We start from the raw sequence: 22,375 nt of genomic DNA on the forward strand, positions 1-22,375 counted from the left end.
AACAAAAAGACAATCTGAAAATGGTTGTCTTTTTTTGTTTAGAAAATGAAGTGTGAGTGATGCACGAGAACCGTCCCCATGCATCAATAAAAAATCGACATTAGACATACACCCAATTGTGAATGACGACATATATTATTATTGCGGATACGAAAATTCGAAAAATTGTATACAAATTTTTGTTATCGGGCAGAATGGGTGTATGGAGGTGGAGCGATTGAATTCAAACTTAGCACATAACCATTTGGGGGAAACATGCGTTATTTGTGAGAATCTTAAAGCGAAAGGCATACATCTATACACTTCTTTTATTTGCACAGAATGTGAAAATGATTTAATTCAAACAGACACGAGCGATCCAAAATATAAACATTATCTGAAACAGCTTAGAAAAATTACAACGCCCGAAATATTTTCATAACAAAGTCCTGATTGGGGCTTTATTTTTTTTCCCTAAAACGAGACAATAGGTTAGAATCTTAACAAGGATGTAAGGAAATGTTTAAGCAGATGAAAACACCTTTATATGATGCGTTAATAAAGCATGAATTAAGGAAACCAGTTTCTTTTCATGTTCCTGGACATAAATATGGTCTTATTTTTGATGAGAATGCCCAGGAGCACTTTAAACAAATTTTAAAGCTGGATGCAACTGAGTTAACTGGATTAGATGATTTGCATTCTCCTGAAGGAGCAATTTTAGAAGCAGAAGCCCTTTTAACGCAGCTTTATCATTCAAAGAAAAGCTACTTTCTTGTAAATGGCTCCACTGTCGGAAATATTGCCATGATTTTAACGGCGTGCTCGGAGGACGATACGGTCTTGGTACAAAGGAATAGCCATAAATCGGTCCTGAATGCTATACAGCTGGCCAAGGCAAGCCCCATATTTCTGGAGCCGGAATATGACCAAGAATGGATGGTTCCCTCTGGAATATCAGTGGAGACTGTTAAAGAAGCCATCACCCGGTATCCGAATGCAAAAGCCCTTATATTGACATACCCAAACTATTACGGGGTGGTCTATGATTTGCAAGGGATTATTCAGGAGGCGCACGGGCATAACATCCCAGTTCTAGTGGATGAGGCACACGGGCCCCATTTTATCCTCGGAAAACCTTTCCCAGCATCAGCTGTTCAACTTGGTGCGGATATTGTTGTGCAATCAGCGCATAAGACACTCCCGGCCATGACGATGGGGTCCTTTTTGCATTTTAATAGCTGTCTTCTTGACAATAAAAAAATCAAGGGTTACTTGGAAATGTTTCAGTCCAGCAGCCCGTCTTATCCGATCATGGCATCGCTTGATTTGGCGAGAGGCTATCTAGCAGCCTATGAGCAGAGGGATTTAGAATTTTTACAAAGCGAGATTTACTTATTTAAAAGGGATTTGACCGATGTTTCCGCGATTAAGGTATTAGACTACCCAAATCAGCAAGGAGATTTATTAAAAATCACGCTTCAGTCACGAAGCAAATTAAGTGGCTTTGAGCTGCAGCAAAGGCTGGAGGAATACTCCATATATACAGAATTAGCAGATCCAAATAATCTCCTGTTCATTCTTCCACTACTGAAAGATGAACAAAAGTATCCCTTTAGGGAAACGGCTGCAAAAATAAAAGAGGCCTTAAAAGATATTTTTTGTGATTGTGACGAGAAAGAGGAAGAATTTCAATTAAGTAATAATCGGATTTCTGAGTTAGCTATTCCTTTCAAAAAGATGGGCGATTATGAGGAGTGGGAAATTTCTATTTCTGAGGCAGAGGACAAGGTTTGTGCGGAAACGATTATTCCTTATCCTCCTGGGATTCCGCTTTTGTTAAAAGGAGAGCAAATCACTGCTGAAAAGCTAAGACTCTTACATAGGCTGATGAAAACGGGGGCAAGGTTTCAAGGTGGTTCCTTATTAAGAAAAAGTATGCTGAAGGTTTTTTGGACAACTTAAGATATACAGTTTTGGAGGTTTCATAGATGACGAACGGAACGTTTATTACATTCGAGGGCCCTGATGGGGCAGGCAAAACTACAATCCTCAGTATGGTTGCTGAGCAGCTGCCAATGGCAATGGTTACAAGGGAACCCGGCGGCATTGATATTGCGGAACAAATCCGCCGCGTCATTTTGGCAAAAGAAAATACGGCCATGGACCCGCGGACGGAGGCGTTGCTCTATGCTGCCGCAAGGAGACAGCATTTAATTGAAAAAGTAAAGCCTGCCTTAGAAGAGGGAAAAGTTGTCTTGTGCGACCGCTTCGTTGACAGCTCCCTGGCTTATCAAGGTTACGCCCGGGGATTAGGAATTGAAGAGGTATGGACGATTAACCAATTTGCAATTGAGAAGATGATGCCGGATTTGACGATTTACTTTGATATTGAGCCGGAAGCTGGGCTGGAGCGAATTAATAAGAATAAAGGCAGAGAAGTTAACCGCTTGGATTTGGAAGACCTGGAGTTTCACCAAAAGGTGAGAGAAGGTTATCATATCCTTTTAGACCGATTCCCCGGCCGGATTATCAAACTTGATGCCTCAGGAACAATCGAGGATGTTTTTCAACAAACACTCGACATAATCAAATCAAAGCTAACGGAAAAAAAGCCTTCGCGATAAGGCTTTTTTTGCTAGCGAGGAAAACCTTCCTAATTTATTGCGAATGTAAGTCCCCAAAGAAACTGTTATAATAAAGGATAAGTAATGCCGGAAATTCTAAAGGAGAGGGCGGATTTACTATGAAACTTATTATTGCGGTAGTTCAAGACCAGGACAGCAATCGTTTGTCAAAGGCGTTGGTGGAAAATAATTTTAGAGCAACAAAGCTGGCGAGCACTGGCGGGTTTTTAAAATCAGGAAACACCACTTTCATAATCGGTACTGAAGATATTCGCGTTGACCGGGCTCTGCAGATTATTAAGGATAACTGCCGTGCCCGCGACCAGCTAGTGTCACCTGTTTCGCCAATGGGCGGCAATGCCGACTCATATGTCCCTTATCCAGTAGAAGTCGAGGTTGGCGGCGCAACGGTTTTCGTGCTGCCGATTGAGCAGTTTTTACATTTCTAAAATTCCTATTCTTTAGTTAGTGAGTGATAATCTTGGTGAAAACCTGGGATCAACTGGAGGAGCTGCAGCCGGCGGTCCTCCGCATGTTAAAAAATAGCTTATTAAAAAATCGGGTGGCTCACGCTTACCTTTTTGAGGGCATGAGAGGAACGGGGAAAAAGGAAATCGCCGAACTTCTAACCAGGGCTCTTTTCTGTGAATCGTTAATTGATGGGTATAAACCTTGTGAGGCCTGTAGCAGCTGCCGGCGTATCAATAGCGGGAATCACCCAGATGTGCACATTATCGAGCCGGACGGTCAATCTATTAAGGTAGAACAAATCAGAAACCTCCAGTCGGAGTTTTCCAAAAAGGGAGTAGAATCCTTAAAAAAGGTTTATATGCTAGTTCATGCTGATAAGATGAGCGTAAGTGCTGCCAATAGCCTCCTTAAATTTCTCGAGGAACCAAATGCCGAAACGGCAGCATTATTACTAACCGAACAGCCTCAGAAAATCCTTCCGACGATTCTCTCAAGATGCCAGGCTTTAACCTTCCAACCGCTATCGCCGCAAAAAATGGTAAGTCAGTTGGTTGAAAATGGTGTAACACCGCATAAAGCCCCACTACTTGCACAGTTGACCAATAGTCTGGATGAGGCGCTAGAATTAAATGTCGATGAATGGTTTGCACAAGCCCAAAAAATAGTGGTAAAATTATATGAGGTGTTAGAAAAAAATCCGCTCGAAGCGATGGTCACGCTTCAGACCGATTGGTTCTTGCACTTTAAAGAGAAGGAACAAATTCAACGTGGGTTAGACTTATTACTTCTTATTTTTAAAGATTTATTATATATACAATTAGATAAGCAGGAGCAAATTGTTTTTCAAAATGATTTGGAACGCATACGGCAGTTTGCTCTAAGAACATCAAGGCGGCGCTTAACGGCTCAAATGTCAGCTATTCTCGAAGCGAAGAGAAAGCTTGCTGCGAACATGAATCCTCAGCTGATGATGGAACAGCTTGTGCTTAAATTGCAGGAGGGATCTTGAATTTGTATGATGTTGTAGGAGTACGCTTTAAAAAAGCGGGGAAAATCTATTATTTTGATCCTGGAGACCTCCCAATTCAAAAAGATGACTTTGTCATTGTCGAAACCGTACGCGGGGTGGAATATGGCAGGGCTGTGATAGCCCGGAAGCGGGTTGAGGAACATGATGTGGTCCTTCCGTTAAAAAAGGTTGTTAGAATTGCGGACCAGAAGGATCGGATGATTGTCGAGGAAAATAAGCAGGCGGCCCAGGAAGCCTATGAGGTTTGTAATGAAAAAGTAACTGAACATCAACTGGATATGAAGCTGGTGGATGTTGAATATACATTTGATCGCAATAAAATTATTTTCTATTTTACAGCGGATGGACGAGTTGATTTCCGTGAGCTTGTAAAGGATTTGGCAGCCATCTTTCGGACACGGATTGAATTGCGCCAAATTGGGGTCCGCGATGAAGCCAAGATGCTTGGCGGGATCGGCCCGTGTGGAAGAATGCTGTGCTGTTCCACTTTCTTAGGGGATTTTGACCCTGTGTCGATTAAAATGGCAAAGGATCAAAATTTATCTTTAAATCCTACCAAAATTTCAGGTTTATGCGGCCGGCTTATGTGCTGCTTAAAATATGAAAATGATGAATACGAATCTGCTAAAGAACAGCTGCCGGATTTGGGAGAAGTCATTGAAACTCCTAATGGCAGGGGAAAAGTGGTAGGTTTGAATATTTTAGAGCGGGTTCTTCAGGTGGAATTGACAGAACAAGAGCGGGTTCTGGAATATACGCTAGATGAAATCATTAAAGAAGGTGCCTTTTCGATACAATCCACAGATTAATGAGGTGGAAGGCGTGGATAAAAAAGAGATATTTGAATCAGTAAGTAATATGGAAACACAAATTGGCCATCTTTACCAGCAGCTTGGGGAATTAAAGGAGCACTTAGCTGAAATACTAGAAGAAAATCATTGTTTAAAGCTTGAAAATGAGCATTTAAGACGCCGTTTAGATGTAACCACGGAAGCTGAGAAGAAGGATAGCAGCAGCAAAAAAGCAGAGGAGGCGGCACAAACGCCATCTCCCAATGTAAAGCCATTTGATGTCGGGGAAGGCTATGATAATCTAGCCCGCCTTTATCAAGAGGGATTTCATATCTGCAATCTTCATTTTGGCAGTTTGCGCAAGGAAGGCGACTGTTTATTCTGTCTATCTTTTCTAAATAAGAAATAACGTTAAGAGGCTGACCTTTCATCAGCCTCTATTTTCATACTTTGATAAGGAATGAATGAACATGATTAACTTGAGGGATGATGAACGCTTAGATTATTTGCTGGCCGAGAACTTAAGGATTATTCAAAGTCCATCTGTATTTGCATTTTCACTGGATGCAGTCCTTTTGGCAAGGTTTGTTTATGTCCCCATCCAAAAAGGAAACCTTATCGACCTTTGCAGTGGCAACGGGGTTATTCCGCTGTTTTTAAGTGCCAGGACTAAGGGCAAAATTACAGGGGTGGAGATTCAGGAACGCCTTTACGATATGGCGGTCAGAAGTATTGAATATAATGGTCTTGAAAATAGGCTGGAGATGATTCTTGGGGATATTAAGGATATTCCGAAAAAATTGGGATACGGCAAATTTGATGTGGTTACCTGCAATCCTCCTTATTTTACGACGCCATCAAAGGGAGAAATTAACCCAAATGAACATTTGGCGATCGCCCGTCATGAAATTCTCTGTACGCTTGAGGATGCTATAAAGGCATCCAGCGACCTTGTCAGGCAAGGTGGGAAAGTAGCATTCGTACACCGTCCGGGGCGACTATTGGATATCGTAACGTTTATGCGTCAATATAGGCTGGAACCAAAGCGGATCCAATTTGTTTACCCAAAGATGGGGAAGGAAGCGAATACGATATTAGTCGAAGCCATTAAGGATGGAAGTCCTGATCTGAAAATTCTTCCACCGCTGATCGTTTATCAAGATAACGATGAATATACCCCAGAAATAAGAGAGATTTTATATGGAGAAAAATGAGCATTATTTTTATGTGCTGACCTGCAGGGATGGCAGTTTCTATGGGGGTTATACCAATAATCTAGAACGCAGGATTCAGCTTCACAATGATGGAAAAGGGGCCAAGTATACAAGGGGCCGCGGCCCGGTTAAACTGACGTATTATAAGGGATTTGAAAATAAGGGTGATGCCCTAAGAGCGGAATACCATTTTAAAAAGCTGACACGGAAACAAAAGTTGGATTTTTTAGTGAGAGAGATAGGTGATGATGATGTGGCAGCAAAAGAGCTTTGCGAATGAGGAGCATAAGGGAATTCTCTATTTGGTTCCAACCCCGATTGGAAATCTGGAGGATATGAGCTTTCGTGCGGTACGGATATTAAAAGAGGCAGACCTGATTGCCGCTGAGGATACAAGAAATACAAAAAAACTGTTGAATTACTTTGAAATTGACACCCCAGTGGTAAGCTACCATGAACATAACAAAGAAACGAGCGGGGAAAAGCTGATTCAAAGGTTAAATGATGGTGCCAAAATTGCCTTAGTGAGTGATGCTGGTACACCTGCCATTTCTGACCCTGGCTACGAGCTTGTCGTGCAAGCCACAGCCGAAATGCTGACGGTCGTTCCGCTGCCGGGAGCAAATGCGGGAATCACTTCGTTAATTGCCTCCGGGCTTGTCTGCCAGCCTTTCTATTTTTATGGGTTTTTGTCCCGCGGCAAAAAGGAAAAACGGGAGCAATTAGAAGGACTAAAGCGACAAACGGCTACCATCATATTTTATGAAGCCCCGCACAGGCTGAAGGATACGTTAGCCCTCATGCTTGAAGTCCTTGGCAGCCGTAAGGTCGCCCTTTGCCGGGAGCTGACAAAAAAGTTTGAGGAATTTATCAGGGGGAATCTCGAAGAGGCCCTACAATGGGCTAATGAAGAGGAAATCCGCGGGGAATTCTGCATCATCGTTGAAGGAACCAGCGAAATACCGGAACCCGAAGAGGCCGCTTGGTGGGAGCAGTTAACGATTGAAGAGCATGTCGGGCACTACATAACTGACAAAGATATGTCCTCTAAAGACGCCATTAAACAAACGGCGAAGGACAGGGGATTACATAAACGGGAAGTTTACCAGGCATATCATATCGAACCATAAAAAGAGGCTGACAAAAATGTCAGCCTCTTGGTCTATTTATAAAAGAAGAGATTACCTTTGGCAAGGAAGTCTTCTTATTTTACTAATTCAAAGTTGCTTTGGATTTCCTTGATTAACTGCTCTGCACCTTCGCGGCTTAGGATTAACTTTCCGCCTGCAAGAGCAAGATTATCATCAGAAACCTCACCAGTGATTTGGCAAGTCATATTTGGCTTGTATTTCTTTAAAATAATGCGGTCATCATCAACATAGATTTCAAGAGCATCCTTTTCAGCAATTCCAAGTGTACGTCTTAATTCGATTGGAATAACCACGCGGCCTAATTCATCAACCTTACGAACGATACCAGTAGATTTCATTTTTTTTAATCTCCTCTCACTATTAAACAATTATTTTTTCTCTTTTATAATTCGTCATTATTCGACAAAAATTTCATATATTCATAATACCAGCGTTTCCCAAATTCGTCAATTATTTAATTTTGAAAAATAATAAGGAATTTTTACCCATTTACAAAAGGTTGATATAATAAGGGATTTTTGAATTTCTATTCAATAATTACTATCATTAACATTATAGATAACTAATATTAGTCATTGGACATAAATTCGACAATTCGACAAAATTCTACAAAATCCTATCTTATTTCAAAAATAAGTTTCGTAGTTTGTGGGAATTTTATGGGTGTGTTTTGGAAAAAATTTTTAAAAAATGGAATTCATCGAAATGCCGGTTTCTTGCACAAAAACGTAATTTTCGGTATATTTTGATGTTAGAGACCAATAAAAAAGGGCAATAATGTTTAGATGGGGATTAATTGTCTATTACTAGAGGAGTGATACAAATGGCGGGAAAATCTTTTTATATTACGACACCGATTTATTATCCAAGCGGTAATTTACATATTGGACATGCCTATACGACGGTTGCAGGGGATGCAATGGCCCGTTATAAGCGCTTGCGCGGGTTTGATGTAAGATATCTAACAGGTACTGATGAGCACGGACAAAAAATTCAGCGCAAAGCGCAAGAATTAGGTGTGACCCCGCAGGCATATGTCGATGAAATTGTTGGCGGAATTAAAGAGCTTTGGCAAAAGCTTGATATTTCCTATGATGATTTTATCCGGACAACAGAGGATCGGCATAAACAGGTTGTCGAAAAAATCTTTGCCAGACTGCTTGAGCAGGGCGATATTTATTTAGATCAATATGAAGGCTGGTACTGTACGCCTTGTGAATCCTTTTTTACTGACCGCCAGCTTGTTGACGGGAACTGCCCGGACTGCGGCCGCCCGGTCGAAAAAGTAAAGGAAGAATCGTACTTTTTCAGAATGAGCAAGTATGTGGACAGACTTCTGCAATATTATGAGGAGAATCCTGAATTTATCCAGCCGGAATCCCGCAAGAATGAAATGATCAACAACTTCATTAAGCCAGGACTTGAGGATTTGGCCGTATCTCGGACAACCTTTGACTGGGGCATCAAGGTGCCGGGCAATCCAAAGCATGTCATCTATGTTTGGATTGATGCGCTTTCCAATTATATTACCGCACTTGGGTATGGTACAGAAAACGACGCTAACTACTTAAAATACTGGCCGGCAGATGTACATTTAGTCGGTAAAGAAATTGTCCGTTTCCACACTATTTATTGGCCAATTATGCTGATGGCACTCGACCTTCCGCTGCCAAAGAAGGTATTTGCCCATGGCTGGCTGTTAATGAAGGATGGAAAAATGTCGAAGTCAAAGGGAAATGTTGTCGATCCAGTGACATTGATTGACCGCTATGGCCTTGATGCGCTTCGCTACTATCTGTTACGTGAGGTTCCTTTTGGAGCAGATGGCGTTTTCACTCCGGAAGGGTTTATCGAAAGAATCAACTTTGATTTGGCGAACGACCTTGGAAACCTCCTGAACAGGACCGTGGCGATGATTGAAAAATACTTTAATGGGGTTATTCCTGACTATGCCGGTTCTGTTGGTGAATTCGATGAGTCCTTGCTCCAAACAAATCGGGAAACCATCACAAAGTATGAAGAAGCGATGGAAAAAATGGAATTTTCTGTGGCGTTAAGCTCTGTTTGGCAGCTAGTCAGCAGAACAAATAAATATATTGATGAAACACAGCCATGGGCGTTAGCGAAGGATGAGGCAAAGAAAAACGAGCTTGCGAGCGTAATGGTTCATTTAGCAGAATCGCTGCGCCGGATTGGCATTTTTCTTCAGCCGTTTTTAACCCGGACACCGAATGGCGTCTTTAAACAGTTAGGAATGAACGACGCAGCATTAAAAACATGGGAAAGCCTTGAAACATTCGGCAATATTCCAAGTGGGACAAAGGTTGAAAAAGACGCACCATTGTTCCCAAGACTAGAAATCGCTGAGGAAGTTGAATTTATCAAGACTAAGATGCAAGGCGGAACGGCTCCATCACCTTCAGCAGAAGAAAAGAAAGAGGAGAAGCCTGAAGAACTTGCAGAAATCGCCATTGATGATTTCATGAAAATTGACCTGCGTGTAGCGGAGGTTATCCAGGCAGAACCTATTAAGAAGGCTGATAAATTATTAAAGCTTCAGTTGGATTTAGGCTATGAAAAACGCCAAGTTGTATCAGGAATTGCCCAGTACTACAAACCAGAAGAATTGGTAGGACGTAAGGTAATCTGCATCACAAACCTAAAACCGGTTAAGCTGCGTGGTGAATTATCTCAAGGAATGATCTTGGCTGGCTCCAAAGACGGGCAGCTGTCTCTGGCAACAGTGGACCAAACACTGCCGAATGGCTCAAAGGTAAAATAAAAATAAATGGGGAAATGTTCCACGTGAAACAAATTTCGTGGAAATTTCCCTTTTTTCGTGTTTAAGGTGAAAAGGAGTAAAATGTTGGAAAAAAAGGAAAGAAGGGGATTTTATGTTATTCGACACACACGCCCATTTAAACGCCGAACAGTTTAACGAGGACCTTGAAGAGGTAATTGCAAGGGCCCAGGAAGCAGGAGTAACAAATATGGTGGTTGTTGGTTTTGACCGCCCGACCATTACAAGAGCGATGGAATTGGTCGAAAGCTATGAGTTTATTTATGCCTGTGTCGGCTGGCATCCGGTAGATGCGATCGATATGACGGAAGAGGATCTAAAATGGATTGAAGAGTTGGCGGCCCATCCAAAAGTTGTCGCAATTGGAGAAATGGGATTAGATTATCATTGGGACAAGTCGCCAAAGGACATTCAAAAGGACGTGTTCAGAAGGCAAATCCGGCTGGCTAAAAAAGTAAAGCTGCCGATTGTCATCCACAACCGTGAAGCAACTCAAGATATTATTGAGATATTAAAGGAGGAAGGCGCGGCAGAAGTAGGCGGGATTATGCATTGCTTTAGCGGCAGCGCGGAGACTGCAAAGGAATGTGTGAACATGAACTTTTATATTTCGCTGGGCGGCCCTGTTACCTTTAAAAATGCCAAAAAACCGAAAGAGGTAGCCGCTGAGATTCCAATCGATAAACTGTTGATTGAAACAGACTGCCCGTATTTGGCGCCGCATCCATTTCGGGGGAAACGCAATGAACCGAGTTATGTAAAACTGGTAGCCGAGCAAATTGCCGAAATTAAGGGATTAACGTACGAAGAGGTAGCTGAGGCAACGACACAAAATGCTAAAAAATGTTTCGCCATAAACTGATAAGGGAATTTGTCGAAACTGTAAGAAGCTTGTCCAAATTTTTTCCGATAACTAAAAGTTCTACACGTCTCCTTTTCAACATAGGATAACCGTGTCGATAAGTTTTCCTTTGCAAAATTTCCAGTTATGTGCATAATTAGGAATATGTTCTCAGGGTATGCAAGGGTTGACAGCCGGCGGCATGGTTTCACTATATCTCCAAAAAGAAAAGGAGGCGTTTTTCATCGTATTCAAAAACATGAAAAGCCTGTTTTTCCAGTCTTGGAGTGCGAGGAATTTGACCATTGCTTTTGCTAGTTTCGTAGTTTTGCTAACAACTCTTGGAATTCTTTTTTATGAAGGATCAAAGAAAACGGTGGCAATTACTCTTAATGGCGAACAAAAGGTCATCAAAACGCATGCAGATACCATTAAGGAATTATTGGATGAACTGGATGTTACAATGCGCTCCCAAGACTACTTGTATCCAAAGGCGAGTACGAAGGTAAATGAAAACCTACATATCGTCTGGCTGCAAGCGAAACAGGTTACCATTGTCAAGAACAACGAGAAGAAAACGATTTGGACTACAGCTGAGACTGTAGCGGAGGCTTTGAAAGAACAACATATTGTTTTAAACGAGCACGATAAAGTTTCACCCGGACCGCAAACGGCAATCACAAATAAGATGAAAATCGGCGTCACTGAGGCCTATCATCTGACTTTCATTGACGGCGGAAAAGAGCAAGCAGTCTGGTCCACTTCGACTACGGTCGCTGACTTTTTAACGCAGCAGGGCACTAAACTAAACGATTTAGACCGAGTTGAACCGCCATTAACAGAAACCATAGCAGAGAATGGTGTTGTTAACGTCATTCGTGTAGAAAAAGTCACCGATGTAGTGGAAGAACCTGTTGAATTTGCCGTGGTTACCAAGAGGGATGACAGCCTTGACAAAGGGAAAGAACAGACCATCTCTCAAGGTAGAAAAGGGCTCGTTTCCAAACAATATGAAGTCCTAATCGAAAATGGTAAAGAGGTATCAAGGAAGTTAATCAGTGAGCAGATGATTACAGCAAAACAGGATAGAGTTGTGGCTGTCGGGACGAAGGATTTAGCCCTTCAAGTTTCCCGTGGAGAGGTTCCCGCAGGAAGAGAGCTATACGTGTCGTCAACAGCGTATACAGCCTATTGTAATGGCTGTTCAGGAAGGACTGCAACTGGTTTTAATTTGCGCTCTAACCCGAACGCTAAAATAATTGCCGTTGATCCAAATATCATTCCGCTTGGCACGAAGGTTTATGTCGAAGGCTATGGCTATGCGGTTGCTGCCGATACAGGCGGAGCCATAAAAGGGTATAAAATCGATGTCTTTATGCCTTCAAAAGCTGATGCATATCGATGGGGACGTAAAAAAGTAAAGATTACGATATTGCAGTAATTCATTTTGCGGCAGGGGGAAACCCCTGCTTTTTTACTTTTTCTTAAAATTTCTTTATACTTAACAACGAACTCCTAAGCAAATGATTACTAAAGTTTATGAATGGTTTCGTAAATATAGACGATGGACATTACAAAAATGTTTCAACTTTTTTTCAATTTTATTTTTTTTTGGAGGAAAAATGAAAATTAAAGAATTTATCGTGGTGGAAGGCAGGGATGACACAACTGCCATCAATCGGGCAGTCGAAGCGGATACGATTGAAACGAACGGTTCCGCAGTTAATCAAACCACGATTGAAAAAATAAAACGCGCCCAGGAAACAAGGGGAGTCATTATTTTTACCGACCCCGATTACCCTGGTGAAAAAATAAGAAAAACAATTGCTGAGCAAGTTCCGGGCTGTAAACATGCCTTCCTGGCAAAAGAGGATGCCCTTGCAAAAAGAGATAAAGGAATCGGAGTTGAGCATGCCTCACCGGAAGCAATCAGGGCAGCTTTAAAAGATGCACAAGTCATGCATGAAGATATTTTAGAGGAAATCAGCCAGGATGATTTAATCACTGCCGGCCTGATCGGCGGGGAAGGCGCTAAGGAACGCAGAATCCAATTAGGGAAGCTATTAAAAATCGGCTATACGAACGGTAAGCAGCTACATAAGCGCCTCATGATGTTTCAAATCAGCAAACAGGAATTTGCCGAGGCACTAAGCAAGGTGCGTCAGGAGGAGAGTAATGGATAAAGATATCGCTACCCCTGTGAGAACAAGGGCTATTTTAGAAAAATACGGCTTTTCCTTTAAGAAAAGCCTAGGGCAAAATTTCTTAATCGATACAAATATATTAAAAAAAATTGTCAGCTTTGCGGAGCTTACCGACGAATCAGGGGCCATTGAAATTGGCCCAGGAATCGGAGCCTTAACGGAACAGCTGGCCCGTTCGAGCAAAAAGACCGTTGCTTTTGAAATTGATCAAAGGCTTTTGCCAATTTTAGAAGATACGTTGTCACCATATCCGAATGTAAAAGTCATTCATAATGATGTGTTAAAGGCTGATGTCGGTCAGGTTATTGCTGCTGAATTTGCTGGCATTTCCGATTTGATGGTGGTTGCTAACCTGCCTTATTATGTAACGACGCCGATTATTATGAAGCTGCTTGAAGAGCATTTGCCGATTCGCGGCATCGTTTGTATGCTCCAAAAGGAAGTAGCGGACAGGATCTCTGCCAAGCCTGGAACGAAGGACTACGGCTCTCTATCCATCGCTGTTCAGTATTATACTGAAGCGGAGACCGTCATGATTGTGCCAAAAACGGTTTTTGTCCCGCAGCCAAACGTCGATTCTGCGGTCATCAGGCTGACACGGAGGGAAAACCGTGCTGTCCAGGTAAAGGATGAGAACTTCTTTTTCCAGGTGACAAAGGCGAGCTTTGCCCAAAGAAGAAAGACATTATTAAACAACCTAACAAGTGGTCTGCCGGATGGCAAACAAAAGAAAGAGGACATCCTTGCGGCCTTGGCAGCCAGCGGCATTGAACCGTCAAGAAGAGGGGAAACACTGTCCCTCGAAGAGTTTGGCCGACTAAGCGACGAACTATATGCATACTTCCAATAGACCTTTTAAAAAGGTCTATTTTTTTTCACAAGGACAACTACCCATGCATAGCCTATCAAAGAACCTTATTTGAAGGCCTTACCTGCGGTCTTATTGGAGTGACGACAGTGGATATAAAAATAAATGATATTGTCGGCAGACGTTCATATAATTGCGATATTCTCTTTCGGGTTATCGATATACAAAAAATTAGTGGCCAGACAGTGGTGATCCTCTATGGCGAGGATTTTCGCCTAGTGGCAGATGCCCCATATCAAGATTTGATGGTAATCAATCCAAATGAGCGGCTAAAGCTCACGAAGGAGTACCGGACGCTCGAGGAGCAATCCTTAAGGCTTTTTACACAGGATGTCGATTTATTGAGGGAGAGGCAGGAATACGAAGCCACCAGCGGCTATGTAAAGCCGAGCAGCTATTTTCAAATCCCCGGAAAAGTCCTTCACCTAGATGGCGACCCTGCCTATTTAAAAAAATGCATGGCCTTATATGAAAAAATCGGTGTTCCTGTTTTAGGGATTCATTGCAATGAAAAAGAGATGCCTGCGAAAATTGGCGGCTACATGGACTATTATCGTCCCGACATTCTCGTTGTCACCGGACATGATGCTTATTCAAAAGCAAAAGGGAAGATGACCGATATCAATGCGTACCGCCATTCTAAACACTTTGTGGAAACGGTTAAGGAAGCGCGAAGGAAAGTGCCCCATTTGGACCAGCTTGTCATCTTTGCGGGCGCATGCCAATCTCATTTTGAATCGCTTATTCATGCCGGCGCAAACTTTGCCAGCTCCCCATCTAGGATCAACATTCACGCTCTTGACCCGGTCTATATCGTCGCCAAAATCAGTTTTACCCCTTTTATGGAAAGAATCAACGTTTGGGATGTGCTGAGAAATACACTTACAGGCGAAAAAGGACTGGGAGGAATAGAAACAAAGGGAGTACTCAGAACCGGAATGCCCTATCACCCCGTTCAAGAGGAGGAATAGGCCTATTAGAGAGGCGAAAAGCTAGTCATCAATACTAAACTACTTTCGCTATGCTCTAATGGGTTTATTTTTTCCCTTGATACATATTCCCAAACATTTCAGGTAACGCTAGAAATGTTGAAATTTAGCAAAAAAAACAGAACAAAAAATATTGACAATCTTTTTGTCGGACTGATATAATTTATATTTTTGTTTGACATAAGTATGTCAGCGTGATATACTTTACATAGTGAGGTGGACCGAATGACTAAAACCTTAGCGGATATTAAAAAGTCCCTGGACTCCAATTTAGGGAAAAGGTTGTTACTAAAGGCCAACGGGGGACGTCGAAAAACAATTGAACGTTCCGGTGTCCTAGCAGAGACATACCCATCTGTTTTTGTCATCGAACTGGATCAGGATGAGAATGCATTCGAACGAGTTTCTTACAGCTATGCGGATGTTTTAACCGAAACCGTTCAAATTACCTTCTATGAAGAGGCAGCAGGAAATGCAGCTTTAAGCTAGAATATAATCAACGCATGGCGGTAAACCAAAGGTTTACTGCTTTTTGCTGTTCAAAAAGAACTAAATCTCCTTTGCTGATTCTTCTATCTGTTGATTGGAGCGAAATCAACAGACCTATATTAAAAAATTATTTAATATCCCAAATTATCTCATACTAATAATGCTGCGACAGGAAAGGGGTTGTTTAGATGGGCAGAAGAAGAGGAATGATGTCCGAACGCTTTAAAGAAGAATTAGCAAAAGAACTTGGATTTTACGATGTTGTCCAAAAAGAGGGCTGGGGCGGCATCCGGGCAAAAGATGCAGGGAACATGGTAAAGCGGGCCATCGAGCTTGCCCAGCAGCAATTAATCAACAGGAACTCGCATAAATCTTAATTCCCACAAGAACTTCCGCTATTTATTTAAACACTTAAACGCCGCAGCAAAGCCGAAGAATTTTCTCCGGCTTTTTTTCTTGGCTAAAAATATCACTTATTTCTTAGCAAAACTATGATAAAATATAAAATTTGATAGGATTCACGTCTTACAATTGTCGTTTTGTGGTAAAATAGGACAATATATGGATTCGGAAAGCAGGAATGCAGGCAAAAGGAGCCTGTCTCTTAGGATATTTGTAAAAGTAGGTGGACGAGCGTGAAGCTTTTAGTTAAAGCACCGGCTAAAATTAATTTAGCACTGGATGTTTTACATAAACGGCCCGATGGATATCATGAGGTTGAAATGATTATGACCACCATTGATTTAGCCGACCGGGTTGAACTTTCCTTGTTACAGGAGGATAAAATACATATTCTTTCTCATAATCGGTACGTGCCTGATGACCAGCGTAATTTAGCCTACCAGGCTGCATTGCTGCTAAAAAACCGTTTTAATGTAAAGAAGGGTGTATCAATCTCCATTGAAAAAACAATCCCCGTTGCGGCTGGCTTGGCAGGGGGAAGCAGCGATGCAGCAGCAGCTTTAAGGGGTCTTAACAAGCTATGGAATCTTGGGCTGACGTTGGATGAACTGGCCGAGCTTGGCAGTGAAATTGGTTCAGACGTCTCCTTTTGTGTGTACGGTGGGACAGCGCTGGCAAAGGGCAGAGGGGAATTTATCACCGAACTGCCAGCGCCGCCAACATGCTGGGTTATTTTGGCCAAGCCGTTCATCGGTGTCTCAACTGCTGAGGTATATCGGCGTTTGGATGTAAACGGAATCACCCACCCAAATATAAACGAAATGATCAATGCCATTGGGCAAAATGACTATCACAAGGTGTGCCAGCATGTTGGCAACGTGCTAGAGGAAGTAACTTTACACCTTCATCCAGAGGTAGCACAAATAAAAGACCAAATGAAACGATTCGGTGCAGATGCGGTATTAATGAGCGGCAGCGGTCCGACCGTTTTTGGGCTGGTTCAGCACGATTCCAGAATGCATCGAATTTATAATGGCCTGCGCGGATTTTGTGACCAGGTTTTTGCAGTAAGAATGTTAGGTGAACGGCATACGCTTGATTAAAGGCGCACAATAATAGTATCCTTTAATTAGAATATTCGGATTCGGGAGGTTGTTATGAAATTTCGCCGCAGTGAACGTTTGATAGATATGACAAGTTATCTTCTCGATCATCCTCGCCAGTTAGTGCCGCTAACCTTTTTTGCGGAGCGTTATTCTTCGGCAAAGTCCTCAATCAGTGAAGATTTGGCCATTGTCAAAGAGACGCTTGAAGAAAGGGGAATCGGAACGCTGCAAACTGTACCAGGAGCAGCGGGCGGTGTTAAATTTTTCGTCAAGGTAAGCAAGAGAGAAGCTGAGCCTTTCATTCATGAACTTTGTCAGCTTATCGGCAGTCCTGACCGGCTGTTGCCTGGCGGCTATTTATATTTGACTGATATTTTAGGCAGTCCGCAGGTGGTTCAAAAGGCAGGAAGAATCATTGCTTCGGCCTATGCGGATGCAAAAATTGATGTCGTCATGACAATAGCCACAAAAGGCATCCCGCTCGCGTATGCGGTTGCCAGTCAATTAAATGTTCCAGTCGTAATTGTCAGAAGGGACAGCAAAGTGACGGAAGGGCCGACTGTCAGTATTAATTACGTGTCAGGTTCAGCCAAAAGGATACAAACAATGGTTCTTTCCAAGCGAAGCATGAAGGAAGGGGCAAATGTCCTTATTGTTGATGATTTTATGAAGGCGGGCGGTACAGTCTTAGGTATGGTAAGCATGCTTGAGGAGTTCAACGGCCACGTAGCTGGGATTGCTGTTTTAGTCGAAGCGGAGAAAACTGAGGACCGGTTAGTGGATGACTACTTATCGTTAGTTAAGCTATCGTATGTAGATGTTAAAGAAAAAAGTATCAATGTCGAAGTGGGAAACTTTTTTGATAGGTAAAGGAGAGGAATATACGATGAAAGTTGTACAAACCAATCAAGCCCCGGCTGCAATCGGCCCATACTCGCAAGGTATTATTGTAAACAATATGTTCTACAGCTCTGGACAAATTCCGTTAACTGCTGAAGGAACAATGGTAACAGGGGATGTAAAAGAACAGACACATCAAGTGTTCCGCAATTTGCAGGCTGTTCTGAGTGAAGCTGGTGCTTCATTAGAAACCGTCGTAAAGGCCACTGTCTTTATCAAAAACATGGACGAATTTGCCGAAGTTAATGAAGTCTATGGAGAATATTTTTCCGTCCACAAACCAGCCAGATCCTGCGTAGAAGTGGCTCGTCTTCCAAAAGACGCCTTAGTTGAAATCGAAGTAGTAGCGCTCGTAAAATAATACGGGCGTTTTTTTTTTGTCAGCCAAAAGCCAAAATTTACAAATGTTCACCAATTTGCCCTAATTTTTCAAAAAATTTTTTAAAAATAAAGAAGGAAAACGCAAAATCTTGTTGAATTATTAATCTAACATTGAGAAAAGGGTGTGAGCACATGGAAGTAACTGACGTAAGACTACGCCGAGTTAATACTGACGGTCGTATGAGAGCGATTGCATCAATCACATTAGATAATGAGTTCGTTGTTCACGACATTCGTGTTATTGACGGAAACAACGGTTTGTTTGTCGCTATGCCAAGTAAACGGACTCCTGATGGAGAATTTCGTGATATTGCGCATCCAATCAATTCAGGAACACGTGGAAAAATCCAAGAAGCTGTATTGGCTGAGTACCACCGTTTAGGTGAATTAGAAGTAGAATTCGAAGAAGCCGGAGCTTCCTGAAGATAATCAACTAGGGCCTTTCTTCTGAGTAAGGCTCTTTTTATTTTTTAAAAACCCCCCTCTCATCCTCCCTCAAAAGTAATTTTCCTAATCTCAAAAAAGCACAATATTATGACATTAGACACATTTCGTTCATTCCTTGAAATGAAACCCCATATACGATAATATTTTTAGTGGATAAAGTGAAACTTCAATCAGTGGGTGGTTTTTATCCACTGATTGTTAGTTGAACAGAATCGGGCTTTTACGGGCAGTTGGCCCAGCGGGGCTTACTGCCCGTTAATGCGGGATAAAAAGGTTAATTAAATGGAGGATCAGTCCATGTCTAATCGTTATGCTGTGATTTTGGCCGCCGGGCAAGGAACGCGGATGAAATCAAAGCTTTATAAGGTATTGCACCCAGTGTGCGGAAAACCAATGGTACAGCATGTTGTAGATCAAGTCAAAAAACTTGATATTAAGGATATCGTGACCATCATCGGCCATGGTGCTGAAAAGGTACGGGCCCAATTAGGTGATGAGAGTCTGTATGCCCTTCAAGAAAAGCAGCTAGGGACAGCTCATGCGGTGATGCAGGCTGCCAGCATGCTTGAGGGGAAAGAAGGAACAACGATAGTCGTATGCGGAGATACGCCGCTCATTAAAGCAGAAACGATGGAGGCTTTATTTAAAGAGCATGTAGAGGCAAAGGCAAAAGCCTCGATTCTTACGGCAAAAATCGACAATCCTACTGGTTATGGCCGTATTGTTCGCAATGAAAGCGGTTTTGTTGAAAAAATCGTGGAGCATAAAGATGCCACGGAAGAAGAGCGGAAAATCAATGAAATAAACACAGGAACATACTGCTTTGATAATCAGGCTTTATTCGATGCCCTGAAAAATGTTTCAAATGATAATGTGCAGGGAGAATATTACTTACCGGACGTTATTGAAATCTTGAAAAAGCAGGGAGAAATCGTTACAGCTTACCAAACTGAAGATTTGGATGAAACTCTAGGGGTTAATGACCGCGTGGCATTGGCAGAAGCAGAACGGATTATGCGTGGGCGCATTAATGAAACCCAAATGCGTAATGGGGTAACCATTATTGACCCGCAAAACAGCTATATCGAAGCAGATGTACAAATTGGACCTGATACGGTTATCCATCCAGGAACAATCCTAAAAGGTGACACTGTTATCGGGGCAGATTGCATCATTGGCCCACATACAGAAATTGCAAACTGTCATGTTGGCGATGAGACGGTTATCCGTCAATCTGCCGCTTATAATAGTTCGATTGGCTCCCATGTCAATATTGGGCCGTTCGCCCATATCCGCCCGGATTCTGCAATTGCTGATGAGGTGAAAATCGGCAACTTTGTGGAAATCAAAAAGGCTGTATTCGGTAAAGGAAGCAAAGCGTCCCATCTCAGCTATATCGGTGATGCGGAGGTTGGCAGCGACGTCAATATCGGCTGCGGCTCTATTACGGTGAATTACGATGGCAAGAATAAATATTTAACAAAGATTGAAGATCATGTGTTTATTGGCTGTAATTCCAACTTGGTTGCCCCGGTCACGATTGGCGAAGGAGCCTATGTGGCTGCTGGTTCCACTGTCACAAAGAATGTTCCAGGCAATGCATTGGCGATTGCCAGAGCACATCAAGTGAATAAAGAAAATTATGTTGAAAAGCTTAATATAAAGAAATAAGCGAAATTAAAATGGAGGGCCCTCATGTCGAACCAATATTTAGATCCAAACTTAAAGGTATTTAGTTTAAACTCCAATGTTGCACTAGCTAGAGAAATTGCCAAGGTAATTGGGGTAGAGCTTGGAAAGAGCTCGGTTACAAGATTCAGTGATGGTGAAATTCAAATTAATATTGAAGAGAGTATCCGCGGCTGTGATGTCTATGTCATCCAATCGACAAGCGCACCAGTAAATGAAAATATCATGGAACTATTAATCATGATTGATGCGCTAAAGAGGGCTTCTGCCAAAACAATCAATATTGTTATGCCTTATTATGGCTATGCCCGTCAGGACCGGAAAGCGCGCGCCCGTGAACCAATCACTTCGAAATTAGTGGCCAATCTGCTTGAGACTGCCGGTGCGACCCGCGTGTTGACCCTTGATTTGCATGCACCGCAGATTCAAGGATTTTTCGATATTCCGATCGACCATCTTATGGGTGTGCCGATTTTATCGGAATACTTTAGAAATAAAGAATTAAATGGTGATATTGTGGTTGTTTCGCCAGACCATGGCGGCGTAACGAGAGCAAGAAAAATGGCTGAACGCCTCAAGGCGCCTATCGCAATTATCGACAAACGCCGTCCAAGACCAAATGTGGCAGAGGTTATGAATATTGTTGGTAACATTGAAGGCAAAGTTGCCATTTTGATTGACGATATTATTGATACAGCAGGGACGATTACCCTTGCCGCTAACGCGTTAGTAGAAAACGGGGCAAAAGAAGTTTATGCCTGCTGTACACATCCAGTTTTATCGGGCCCTGCCATTGAAAGAATTCAGAATTCCAAAATCAAAGAATTGGTTGTAACAAATTCTATTGATCTTCCGGAAGAAAAGAAAATTGAAAAAATCCAAAGCTTATCTGTTGCGCCATTAATCGGCGAAGCGATTATTCGCATCCACGAAGAGCAATCAGTCAGCACATTGTTTGATTAATCTAATGCGAACAGGTGAACAGTCCCCGCTTTTCTAAGCTAATAAGAACGTATAAACTTTCTGTCGAAAGCTTTATACGTTCTTAACGCATAAGTGCAACTACGCCTCTGCCGCCCTTAGGGGCTCGCCAATTGGCGAGTTTTCTTTAAAAGAAACAGTACAAATATGTTTAGACCTTCCTTTTTTGGGGAAATTTTATATAGATAAATGAAATAGGAAGGTGGACTATACATGAGTACTGTTTTACAAGCGAAGGAGCGGAAGGACCTGCGCCGTTCGGAATTGAGGAAAATCCGCGATAACGGCAATATCCCTGCTGTGGTATATGGAGCAAAGGTTGAGAGCAAGCCGGTGTTAGTCAGTGGGGCTGATTTTACAAAAACCATTCGCGCTGTAGGCAGAAACGGAATCATTTCACTCGATGTTGATGGCAGTAAACAGGATGTTATATTAACTGCTTACCAAGAGAATGCCATTAAAAAAGAAGTTATTCATGTTGATTTTCTGGCCGTTGATAAGTCTTCTAAAGTAACAGTTGATGTAAGACTTGTTCTGGCTGGAGAAGCAGCCGGCGTGAAGGACGGCGGCGTTCTGCAGCAGCCATTGCATCAGCTTTCCATTACGACTACACCAGACAATATTCCGCCGCAGATTGAAGTAGATGTTTCTCATTTGCAGGTAGGCGAAACTATTCTGGCGGGGGATATTCCGGCGTTTGATTTTACGATTAATCATGAGGATAGTGAAGTAATTGCCTCCATTCTGCCTCCGAAGGTAGAAGAGGAGATTAATGCTGGCGAGCAGCAGGAGGGCGGCCACCCTGACAACGAAGAAGGCAGGGAGACAGAGCCTGAAGGGAAAGAATAGAAATAGACGTAACCTAGCTTTAGGTTACGTCTTTTGTTGGCTAATAAGAACGTATAAACTTTCTGTCGAAAGCTTTATACGTTCTTAACGCATAAATTCAACTACCCCTCTGTCTTCGTCCTATCGGACTCGCCAATCGGCGAGTTTTCATTTACATAACAAATAG

26 protein-coding genes are annotated in these 22,375 nt (G+C 42.4%); 25 read left to right on the forward strand and 1 reads right to left on the reverse strand.

The window, feature by feature from the left end:
- Window positions 1-202: 202 nt before the first annotated feature.
- From ACNQGS_RS26115 to rsmI, 10 genes are all read left to right on the forward strand, one after another.
- Complete coding sequence (locus ACNQGS_RS26115; RefSeq protein WP_491489930.1) at window positions 203-421, forward strand: sigma factor G inhibitor Gin; 219 nt, start codon at window positions 203-205, stop codon at window positions 419-421.
- A gap of 77 nt (window positions 422-498) precedes the next feature.
- Window positions 499-1,944, forward strand: a complete 1,446-nt coding sequence (locus tag ACNQGS_RS26120; protein WP_491489931.1) for an aminotransferase class I/II-fold pyridoxal phosphate-dependent enzyme — start codon at window positions 499-501, stop codon at window positions 1,942-1,944.
- 26 nt (window positions 1,945-1,970) lie between these two features.
- Complete coding sequence (gene tmk / locus ACNQGS_RS26125) at window positions 1,971-2,606, forward strand: dTMP kinase (protein ID WP_491489933.1); 636 nt, start codon at window positions 1,971-1,973, stop codon at window positions 2,604-2,606.
- A 119-nt stretch (window positions 2,607-2,725) separates the two neighbouring features.
- Window positions 2,726-3,055: a cyclic di-AMP receptor DarA gene (gene darA / locus ACNQGS_RS26130; protein ID WP_213121161.1), complete on the forward strand. Its 330-nt coding sequence runs from the start codon at window positions 2,726-2,728 to the stop codon at window positions 3,053-3,055.
- 32 nt (window positions 3,056-3,087) lie between these two features.
- Window positions 3,088-4,086: a DNA polymerase III subunit delta' gene (holB, locus tag ACNQGS_RS26135; RefSeq protein WP_491489935.1), complete on the forward strand. Its 999-nt coding sequence runs from the start codon at window positions 3,088-3,090 to the stop codon at window positions 4,084-4,086.
- Window positions 4,087-4,088: 2 nt separating this feature from the next.
- Complete coding sequence (locus ACNQGS_RS26140; RefSeq protein ID WP_423800284.1) at window positions 4,089-4,916, forward strand: PSP1 domain-containing protein; 828 nt, start codon at window positions 4,089-4,091, stop codon at window positions 4,914-4,916.
- Window positions 4,917-4,929: 13 nt separating this feature from the next.
- Window positions 4,930-5,307, forward strand: a complete 378-nt coding sequence (gene yabA / locus ACNQGS_RS26145) for a DNA replication initiation control protein YabA (protein ID WP_213121158.1) — start codon at window positions 4,930-4,932, stop codon at window positions 5,305-5,307.
- A 61-nt stretch (window positions 5,308-5,368) separates the two neighbouring features.
- Complete coding sequence (locus ACNQGS_RS26150; RefSeq protein WP_491489937.1) at window positions 5,369-6,112, forward strand: tRNA1(Val) (adenine(37)-N6)-methyltransferase; 744 nt, start codon at window positions 5,369-5,371, stop codon at window positions 6,110-6,112.
- Window positions 6,099-6,392 carry a GIY-YIG nuclease family protein gene (locus ACNQGS_RS26155; protein ID WP_213148337.1) on the forward strand — a complete coding sequence of 98 codons (294 nt, stop codon included), beginning with the start codon at window positions 6,099-6,101 and terminating at the stop codon, window positions 6,390-6,392. Before ACNQGS_RS26150 ends, ACNQGS_RS26155 begins: the two co-directional genes overlap by 14 nt.
- Window positions 6,364-7,242 carry a 16S rRNA (cytidine(1402)-2'-O)-methyltransferase gene (gene rsmI / locus ACNQGS_RS26160; protein ID WP_491489939.1) on the forward strand — a complete coding sequence of 293 codons (879 nt, stop codon included), beginning with the start codon at window positions 6,364-6,366 and terminating at the stop codon, window positions 7,240-7,242. Before ACNQGS_RS26155 ends, rsmI begins: the two co-directional genes overlap by 29 nt.
- Window positions 7,243-7,316: 74 nt before the next feature.
- Here the strand turns inward: rsmI and abrB are convergent, their stop codons facing one another.
- Complete coding sequence (gene abrB, locus ACNQGS_RS26165) at window positions 7,317-7,601, reverse strand: transition state genes transcriptional regulator AbrB (RefSeq protein WP_423800287.1); 285 nt, start codon at window positions 7,599-7,601, stop codon at window positions 7,317-7,319.
- Window positions 7,602-8,086: 485 nt separating this feature from the next.
- On the opposite strand from abrB, the gene metG reads away from it, so the two are divergent.
- The 15 genes from metG (at window position 8,087) to ACNQGS_RS26240 (ending at window position 22,209) form a co-directional block, all read left to right on the forward strand.
- Window positions 8,087-10,045, forward strand: coding sequence for a methionine--tRNA ligase (gene metG, locus ACNQGS_RS26170; RefSeq protein ID WP_491489941.1), 1,959 nt, complete (start codon window positions 8,087-8,089; stop codon window positions 10,043-10,045).
- A gap of 112 nt (window positions 10,046-10,157) precedes the next feature.
- Window positions 10,158-10,925: a TatD family hydrolase gene (locus tag ACNQGS_RS26175; protein WP_491489943.1), complete on the forward strand. Its 768-nt coding sequence runs from the start codon at window positions 10,158-10,160 to the stop codon at window positions 10,923-10,925.
- Between the two features lie 238 nt (window positions 10,926-11,163).
- Window positions 11,164-12,345, forward strand: a complete 1,182-nt coding sequence (locus ACNQGS_RS26180; RefSeq protein WP_464492218.1) for a ubiquitin-like domain-containing protein — start codon at window positions 11,164-11,166, stop codon at window positions 12,343-12,345.
- 181 nt (window positions 12,346-12,526) lie between these two features.
- Complete coding sequence (rnmV, locus tag ACNQGS_RS26185) at window positions 12,527-13,087, forward strand: ribonuclease M5 (protein WP_491489945.1); 561 nt, start codon at window positions 12,527-12,529, stop codon at window positions 13,085-13,087.
- A complete protein-coding gene (gene rsmA, locus ACNQGS_RS26190; protein ID WP_491489946.1) occupies window positions 13,080-13,958 on the forward strand; it encodes a 16S rRNA (adenine(1518)-N(6)/adenine(1519)-N(6))-dimethyltransferase RsmA in 879 nt (292 codons plus the stop codon). Before rnmV ends, rsmA begins: the two co-directional genes overlap by 8 nt.
- 98 nt (window positions 13,959-14,056) lie before the next feature.
- The gene (yabG, locus tag ACNQGS_RS26195; RefSeq protein ID WP_491489947.1) at window positions 14,057-14,947 is read left to right on the forward strand and encodes a sporulation peptidase YabG; all 891 of its coding nucleotides are present in this window, start codon (window positions 14,057-14,059) and stop codon (window positions 14,945-14,947) included.
- Window positions 14,948-15,190: 243 nt separating this feature from the next.
- Window positions 15,191-15,454, forward strand: a complete 264-nt coding sequence (veg, locus tag ACNQGS_RS26200; RefSeq protein ID WP_213121148.1) for a biofilm formation stimulator Veg — start codon at window positions 15,191-15,193, stop codon at window positions 15,452-15,454.
- Window positions 15,455-15,642: 188 nt separating this feature from the next.
- Complete coding sequence (locus ACNQGS_RS26205) at window positions 15,643-15,831, forward strand: small, acid-soluble spore protein, alpha/beta type (RefSeq protein ID WP_423800294.1); 189 nt, start codon at window positions 15,643-15,645, stop codon at window positions 15,829-15,831.
- A gap of 258 nt (window positions 15,832-16,089) precedes the next feature.
- Window positions 16,090-16,959 carry a 4-(cytidine 5'-diphospho)-2-C-methyl-D-erythritol kinase gene (ispE, locus tag ACNQGS_RS26210; protein WP_213148329.1) on the forward strand — a complete coding sequence of 290 codons (870 nt, stop codon included), beginning with the start codon at window positions 16,090-16,092 and terminating at the stop codon, window positions 16,957-16,959.
- Window positions 16,960-17,013: 54 nt separating this feature from the next.
- Window positions 17,014-17,832: a pur operon repressor gene (gene purR, locus ACNQGS_RS26215; RefSeq protein ID WP_491489948.1), complete on the forward strand. Its 819-nt coding sequence runs from the start codon at window positions 17,014-17,016 to the stop codon at window positions 17,830-17,832.
- A 16-nt stretch (window positions 17,833-17,848) separates the two neighbouring features.
- Entirely contained in the window at window positions 17,849-18,223 is a 375-nt protein-coding gene (gene ridA / locus ACNQGS_RS26220) for a 2-iminobutanoate/2-iminopropanoate deaminase (RefSeq protein ID WP_213148327.1), read from the forward strand.
- Between the two features lie 152 nt (window positions 18,224-18,375).
- Window positions 18,376-18,666, forward strand: coding sequence for a septation regulator SpoVG (gene spoVG / locus ACNQGS_RS26225; RefSeq protein WP_003347151.1), 291 nt, complete (start codon window positions 18,376-18,378; stop codon window positions 18,664-18,666).
- 321 nt (window positions 18,667-18,987) lie between these two features.
- Window positions 18,988-20,361: a bifunctional UDP-N-acetylglucosamine diphosphorylase/glucosamine-1-phosphate N-acetyltransferase GlmU gene (gene glmU, locus ACNQGS_RS26230; protein WP_491489950.1), complete on the forward strand. Its 1,374-nt coding sequence runs from the start codon at window positions 18,988-18,990 to the stop codon at window positions 20,359-20,361.
- Between the two features lie 24 nt (window positions 20,362-20,385).
- On the forward strand, window positions 20,386-21,342 hold the full coding sequence (locus ACNQGS_RS26235) for a ribose-phosphate diphosphokinase (RefSeq protein WP_213121142.1): 957 nt from the start codon (window positions 20,386-20,388) through the stop codon (window positions 21,340-21,342).
- Between the two features lie 231 nt (window positions 21,343-21,573).
- Complete coding sequence (locus ACNQGS_RS26240; RefSeq protein ID WP_491489952.1) at window positions 21,574-22,209, forward strand: 50S ribosomal protein L25/general stress protein Ctc; 636 nt, start codon at window positions 21,574-21,576, stop codon at window positions 22,207-22,209.
- Window positions 22,210-22,375: the final 166 nt, after the last annotated feature.

This window comes from Neobacillus sp. PVCKKU3 (assembly GCF_058323225.1).